The organism is Kitasatospora griseola (genome assembly GCF_014648555.1).
Lineage (GTDB): Bacteria > Actinomycetota > Actinomycetes > Streptomycetales > Streptomycetaceae > Kitasatospora > Kitasatospora griseola.
Genome location: NZ_BMRI01000004.1, coordinates 243,937 through 250,100 on the forward strand (window position 1 = coordinate 243,937; position 6,164 = coordinate 250,100).

A 6,164-nucleotide genomic window follows, 5' to 3' on the forward strand; every position below is an offset into this window, starting at 1 on the left:
ACGGTGACCGACAGCCCGGTCCGCACCGACGACAACCCCTTCGCGCTGTCCCACCTGGACGCGCTGGAGGCCGAGTCGGTGCACATCTTCCGCGAGGTGGCGGGCGAGTTCGAACGGCCGGTGATCCTGTTCTCCGGCGGCAAGGACTCCATCGTCATGCTGCACCTGGCGCTGAAGGCGTTCGCGCCCGCGCCGGTGCCGTTCGCCCTGCTCCACGTGGACACCGGCCACAACTTCCCCGAGGTCATCGAGTACCGCGACCGCACGGTGGCGCAGCACGGCCTGCGGCTGCACGTCGCCTCCGTCCAGGACTTCATCGACCGCGGCGTGCTGCGCGAGCGCCCCGACGGCACCCGCAACCCGCTGCAGACCGTGCCGCTGCTGGACGCCATCGCGTCGGGCAAGTTCGACGCGGTCTTCGGCGGCGGCCGCCGGGACGAGGAGAAGGCCCGCGCGAAGGAGCGGGTGTTCTCGCTGCGTGACGAGTTCGGCGCCTGGGACCCGCGCCGCCAGCGCCCCGAGCTGTGGTCGCTGTACAACGGCCGGCACGCCGTCGGCGAGCACGTCCGGGTCTTCCCGCTGTCCAACTGGACCGAGCTGGACGTGTGGCAGTACATCGAGCGGGAGGAGATCGCCCTCCCCGAGATCTACTACGCCCACCACCGCGACGTGTTCCGGCGCGACGGCATGTGGCTGACCGCCGGCGAGTGGGGCGGCCCGAAGGAGCACGAGGCCGTCGAGAACCGCCTGGTGCGGTACCGCACGGTCGGCGACATGTCCTGCACCGGCGCGGTCGACTCCGACGCCGACACCATCGAGGCCGTGATCGCCGAGATCGCCGCCAGCCGCCTCACCGAACGAGGCGCCACGCGGGCCGACGACAAGCTGTCCGAGGCCGCGATGGAAGACCGCAAGCGCGAGGGGTACTTCTAGAGATGAGCACCACCCAGGCCGACATCTCCCAGACCGGCACGGCCACCTCGCTGTTGCGTTTCGCCACCGCCGGAAGCGTCGACGACGGCAAGTCCACCCTGGTGGGCCGGCTGCTGCACGACTCCAAGTCGGTGCTGGCCGACCAGCTGGAGGCCGTCGAGCACGCCTCGCGCCGCCGCGGTCAGGACGCGCCCGACCTGGCGCTGCTCACCGACGGTCTGCGCGCCGAGCGCGAGCAGGGCATCACCATCGACGTGGCCTACCGCTACTTCGCCACCGCCCGCCGCCGGTTCATCCTCGCCGACACCCCCGGCCACGTGCAGTACACCCGCAACATGGTGACCGGCGCGTCCACCGCCGAACTCGCCGTGGTGCTGGTCGACGCCCGCAACGGCGTGGTCGAGCAGACCCGCCGGCACGCCGCGGTCGCCGCCCTGCTGCGCGTCCCGCACGTCGTCCTGGCCGTCAACAAGATGGACCTGGTCGAGTACGCGGAGCCGGTCTTCGCGCGGATCGCCGAGGAGTTCACCGCGTACGCCGCCTCGCTGGGCGTCAAGGACGTGGTGGCGGTGCCGATCTCGGCGCTCGCCGGGGACAACGTGGTCGAGCCGTCCGCGAACATGGACTGGTACGGCGGCCCGACCCTGCTGGAGCACCTGGAGACCGTCCCGGTCGGCTCCGACCCGGGCGTCGAGCCGGCCCGGTTCCCGGTGCAGTACGTGATCCGGCCGCAGAGCGAGGAGTTCCACGACTACCGCGGCTACGCGGGGCAGTTGGCCTCCGGCGTGCTGCGGGTCGGCGACCCGGTGACGGTGCTGCCCTCGGGCCACACCAGCACCGTCGCGGCGATCGACGCGCTCGGCGGCCCCGCCGAACTCGCCTGGGCCCCGCAGTCGGTGACGGTCCGTCTGACCGACGACATCGACATCTCCCGCGGCGACCTGATCGCCGCCGGCCCCGCGGCCACGCCCACCAAGGACATCGAGGCGACCGTCTGCCACCTGAACGAGCGTCCGCTGAACGTCGGCGCGCGGGTGCTGCTCAAGCACACCACCCGCACCGTGCGCGCGCTCGTCAAGGAGATCTCCTACCGGATCGACATCGACACCCTCGAACAGCGCTCCGGCGCCGAGGGGTTGAACGTCAACGACATCGGCCACGTGGTGCTGCGCACCGCCGAACCGCTGGCCCTGGACACGTACCACGACAACCGCCGGACCGGCTCGTTCATCCTGATCGACCCGGCCGACGGCACCACGCTCACCGCCGGCATGGCGGGCGAGGCGTTCGACACCATCGTCAGCACCACCGACGCTTCCATTGAGGAGGACTGGGTCTGATGCCCAGCGAGGCGTTCTCGGGCATGGACAAGGAAGGCGGCCGCATCGGCAGCGGCGTCCTCGGCAGCGGCCAGGGCGGCCTGACGCGATGTGGGGGCGGACAGGGGCACTGAGCCCCTGTCACCGGGCCCGGCCCGCCGCACCTGTCCACAGCGGGTACGGCGGGGCGGCCCGGCCCCGGTCAGGCACGACCTCATCCTTCTCCACGAACGGGACACCTTTCATGGCTTCCAGCGCCCTGCCCACCCATAGCCACGCCCGCCCCTCCGCCGGACGGATCAGACGGGCCGCCGTGGCGACCGTCGCGGTCCTCACCGCGGCCGGACTGCTCTCCGCCTGCGGCTACGGCTCCAAGAGCGAGGACAAGTCCTCGGCCGCCCCGGCCGCGTCCGGCGCGAAGCTCTCCGCCGACACCGTGAAGATCGGCTACTTCGCCAACCTGACCCACGGCACCGCCCTGGTCGGCCTCAAGCAGGGCATCCTCCAGCAGGAGCTCGGCGGCACCCGGATCAAGACCCAGGTGTTCAACGCCGGCCCCGCGGAGATCGAGGCGCTGAACGCCGGCTCGATCGACATCGGCTGGATCGGCCCCTCCCCCGCGATCAACGGCTTCACCCAGTCCGGCGGCAAGTCCCTGAAGATCGTGGGCGGTTCGGCCTCCGGCGGCGTCAAGCTGGTGGTCAACCCGGCGAAGATCGGCTCGGTCGACGAGCTCAAGGGCAAGCGGCTCGCCACCCCGCAGATCGGCAACACCCAGGACGTCGCGCTGCTCAACTACCTTGCGGGCAAGGGCTTGAAGGTCGACCCGAACACCGGCGACGGCGACGTCAAGGTGATCCGCAGCGACAACAAGGTCACCCCTGACGCCTACAAGTCCGGCTCCATCGACGGCGCCTGGGTGCCCGAGCCGACCGCCTCCAAGCTGGTCACCCTCGGCGCGAAGGTCCTGCTCAACGAGAAGGACGTCTGGCCGGACAAGAAGTTCGTCATCACCAACATCATCGTGTCGCAGAAGTTCCTCACCGAACACCCCGACGTGGTGGAGGCCGTCCTGCGCGGCTCGGTGAAGACCAACGCCTGGATCAAGGCCAACTCCGACCAGGCCAAGGCCGTCGCGAACGAGCAGATCAAGGCCGACGCCGGCAACGCGCTGGACGCCGCCGTCCTCGACCCGGCCTGGCAGGACATCGACTTCATCGACGACCCGCTGGCCAACACCCTGCAGGCCGAAGCCGACCACGCCGTCACCGCCGGCCTGCTGAAGAAGCCGAACCTGGCCGGGATCTACGACCTGACCCTGCTCAACAAGGTGCTGAAGGCCGCCGGCCGGCCCGAGGTCGCCGACGCCGGCCTCGGCGCCAAGTAGCCCCTCCAGGCCCCGGGTTCCGCCTCGTTCCCGCCCATCGATGCCCACTCAGCGGGCGGGCGCGGGGCGGACCCCGGACAACAACACCGATCCTGCCGCTTCCCGCCCTGCCCGGACCAGACCAGACCCGCAGGAGGTGCCCGTGACCACGGCACTGACCACCTCGCCCGACGCCCCCGGCGCGGGCCACCCGGTCGGCGACTTCGCCGTCCGGCTCTCGCACGTGCACAAGACCTTCGGCCGACCCGGCACTGCCGCCCCGGTCCTCGACGACATCAGCCTGGACGTCGCCCCCGGCGAGTTCGTCACCCTGCTCGGCGCCTCCGGCTGCGGCAAGTCCACCCTGCTCAACCTGGTCGCCGGCCTCGACCGGCCCACCTCCGGCACCATCGAGGTCCCCGGCGGCCGCCCTGCCCTGATGTTCCAGGACCACGCCCTCTTCCCCTGGCTCACCGCCGGCAAGAACATCGAACTCGCCCTCCGCCTGGCCGGCGTCGCCAAGGCCGACCGGCAGACCGAGGCCGAGCGCCTGCTCGAACTGGTCCGCCTCACCGGCTCCTACAAGAAGCGCGTCCACGAACTCTCCGGCGGCATGCGCCAGCGCGTCGCACTCGCCCGCTCGCTCGCCCAGGGCTCCCAAGTCCTTTTGATGGACGAGCCGTTCGCCGCCCTCGACGCCATCACCCGGGACGTCCTGCACGACGAGATCACCCGCATCTGGGCCGAGCGGCAACTCACGGTCCTGTTCGTCACCCACAACGTCCGCGAAGCCGTCTGCCTCGCCCAGCGCGTCGTCCTGCTCTCCTCCCGCCCCGGCCGGATCGCCCGCGAGTGGCACGTCGACCTGCCGCGGCCGCGCCGCATCGAGTCCGCCGGGGCCGCGAATCTGTCCATCGAGATCACCGAAGAACTGCGTGGGGAGATCCGCCGCCATGTCCAGCACTGAGACCCTGCCCACCGCGGCGGACGACTCCGCCGGCGTCGAAGCCGGCCTCGACGCACTCGAAACCGTCCAGGCCCAGCGCACCCCGCTCACCGCCGTCCTGCGCCGCTCGGTCCTCCCGCCCGTCCTCGGCGTGGTCCTCGTCCTCGCCGTCTGGCAGCTCTCCTACACCTTCGAACTCACCACCCCCGACAAGCTCCCCAGCCCCGCCGACGTCTGGGACTCGCTCACCGAACTCTGGTACGCCGGAACGCTGTTCTCCATCATCTGGACCAGCGTCTGGCGCGGCCTGTCCGGCTTCCTGCTGTCCGTCGTGATCGGCACCCCCATCGGCCTGCTGGTCGCCCAGGTCAAGCCGGTCCGCGCAGCCCTCGGCCCGGTCCTCTCCGGCCTCCAGTCCCTCCCCTCGGTCGCCTGGGTCCCCGCCGCCGTCATCTGGCTCGGCATCAACAACTCGGCGATGTACGCGGTGATCCTCCTCGGCGCCGTCCCCTCGATCGCCAACGGCCTCATCGCCGGCGTCGACCAGGTCCCCCCGCTCTTCCTCCGGGCCGGCCAGACCCTCGGCGCCACCGGCATCCGCGGCGCCCGCCACATCCTGCTCCCCGCCGCCCTCCCCGGCTACCTCGCGGGCCTCAAGCAGGGCTGGGCGTTCTCCTGGCGCTCCCTGATGGCCGCCGAACTCATCGCGTCCTCCCCCGACTTGGGTCTCGGCCTGGGCCGCTACCTGGAGAACCAGCGCGAGTTCACCAACATGTCCGGCGTCCTCCTCGGCATCCTCCTCATCCTCACCGTCGGCGTCGCCATCGACCTGCTGTTCTTCTCCCCGCTGGAACGCCGCGTCCTGCGCAGCCGCGGCCTCCTCGTCACCACCCGCTGAAACCGATGCCTCCCCGCACCACACCCACCCACCAGGAGCGCAGCGACCTGACGCGGTCCACACCCCGTCAGGAGCGCAGCGCCCTGACACCTGCGGCCGCGGCGCCCCGCCAGGAGCGAAGCGACCTGACGCACAGCAACCCCGCGCCCCGTCAGGGGCGCGGGGAACTGCGCGCAGCGGAAGACGACCTGCCGCAGCCGGGCGCCGCGCCCACCCCCACCCACCGCTCGCGCCCCGCTGCCGCCGCACCGCTTCTCCTTCTCGCGCACGGCTCCCGCGACCCCCGCCACGCCGCCACCGTCGAAGCCCTCGCCGACGAGATCCGTACGCTCCGCCCCGAACTTCCCGTCACCACGGCCTACCTGGACCACTGCGCCCCTCGCATCGCCCAGGTCGCCCCCCGCCTCAACGACGCGATCGCCGTCCCGCTCCTGCTCAACCGCGCCTTCCACGCCAAGCACGACATCCCGGCCGCCCTCCGCGCCGCCGGCTCCGCCATCCCGGTCGCCGACGTCCTCGGGCCGTCCCCGCTGCTCCTCGACGCCCTCGACCGGCGCCTCGCCGAGACCGGCCTCGACGTCACCGACCCGGCGGTCCGCGCCCGCACCGGCGTCGTCCTGGCCGCCGCAGGCTCCTCCGACCCGGCCGCGAACGCCACCACCCGTGCGGTGGCGGCCACTTGGCGGCGCACCCGCGGCTGGG

General features: G+C 71.9%; 5 protein-coding genes and 1 pseudogene. All 6 read left to right on the top strand.

The annotated features are described in order from the left end of the window. Positions 1 to 3: 3 nt before the first annotated feature. Positions 4 to 933, top strand: coding sequence for a sulfate adenylyltransferase subunit CysD (cysD, locus tag IEZ12_RS07175; protein ID WP_373295448.1), 930 nt, complete (start codon positions 4 to 6; stop codon positions 931 to 933). 2 nt (positions 934 to 935) lie between these two features. Then, a complete protein-coding gene (locus IEZ12_RS07180; RefSeq protein ID WP_189271288.1) occupies positions 936 to 2,273 on the top strand; it encodes a sulfate adenylyltransferase subunit 1 in 1,338 nt (445 codons plus the stop codon). A 223-nt stretch (positions 2,274 to 2,496) separates the two neighbouring features. Next, entirely contained in the window at positions 2,497 to 3,639 is a 1,143-nt protein-coding gene (locus IEZ12_RS07185; protein WP_189271289.1) for an aliphatic sulfonate ABC transporter substrate-binding protein, read from the top strand. Between the two features lie 142 nt (positions 3,640 to 3,781). Further along, entirely contained in the window at positions 3,782 to 4,585 is an 804-nt protein-coding gene (locus IEZ12_RS07190; RefSeq protein WP_043913313.1) for an ABC transporter ATP-binding protein, read from the top strand. Further along, on the top strand, positions 4,572 to 5,462 hold the full coding sequence (locus IEZ12_RS07195) for an ABC transporter permease (protein WP_189271290.1): 891 nt from the start codon (positions 4,572 to 4,574) through the stop codon (positions 5,460 to 5,462). Before IEZ12_RS07190 ends, IEZ12_RS07195 begins: the two co-directional genes overlap by 14 nt. Before the next feature lie 251 nt (positions 5,463 to 5,713). Next, positions 5,714 to 6,164, top strand: a pseudogene (locus IEZ12_RS40515) (sirohydrochlorin chelatase); the annotation flags it as partial.